Source organism: Methylobacterium sp. D54C, from assembly GCF_053345595.1.
Genome location: NZ_JBKFAK010000151.1, coordinates 1 through 334, shown reverse-complemented (window position 1 = coordinate 334; position 334 = coordinate 1). Strand labels below are relative to the sequence as shown.

Sequence of the window (334 nt, the reverse complement as noted above, 5' to 3'; positions counted from 1 at the left end):
GTCAAGCCGCAGGCAGAGCCTCCCGTCCATGGTGGGCCTGGGACGACTCGAACGTCCGACCTCACCCTTATCAGGGGTGCGCTCTAACCACCTGAGCTACAGGCCCAGTACGATCGAGCTGTCGCGGACCGGACCATAGCCTGAGCCACGGTCGGACCGCTCCGGCGATCGCGCTATCTGGTGAGGAAGAGAAACGAGGGCGGCATCTGTCCCGCCAAGGGGCTCTGACTGAGCCCTGATATCCTAATGACGCCGTCCGAGGAGCGGACCGGATAAACCGGTCATCCTGCTGTCAGCATCCTTAGAAAGGAGGTGATCCAGCCGCAGGTTCCCC

General features: G+C 62.9%; 1 tRNA gene. It reads right to left on the bottom strand.

The features are described 5' to 3' along the window. Positions 1-29: 29 nt before the first annotated feature. Positions 30-106 (bottom strand) — tRNA-Ile (locus tag ACLBYB_RS32935). Between the last annotated feature and the right edge of the window lie 228 nt (positions 107-334).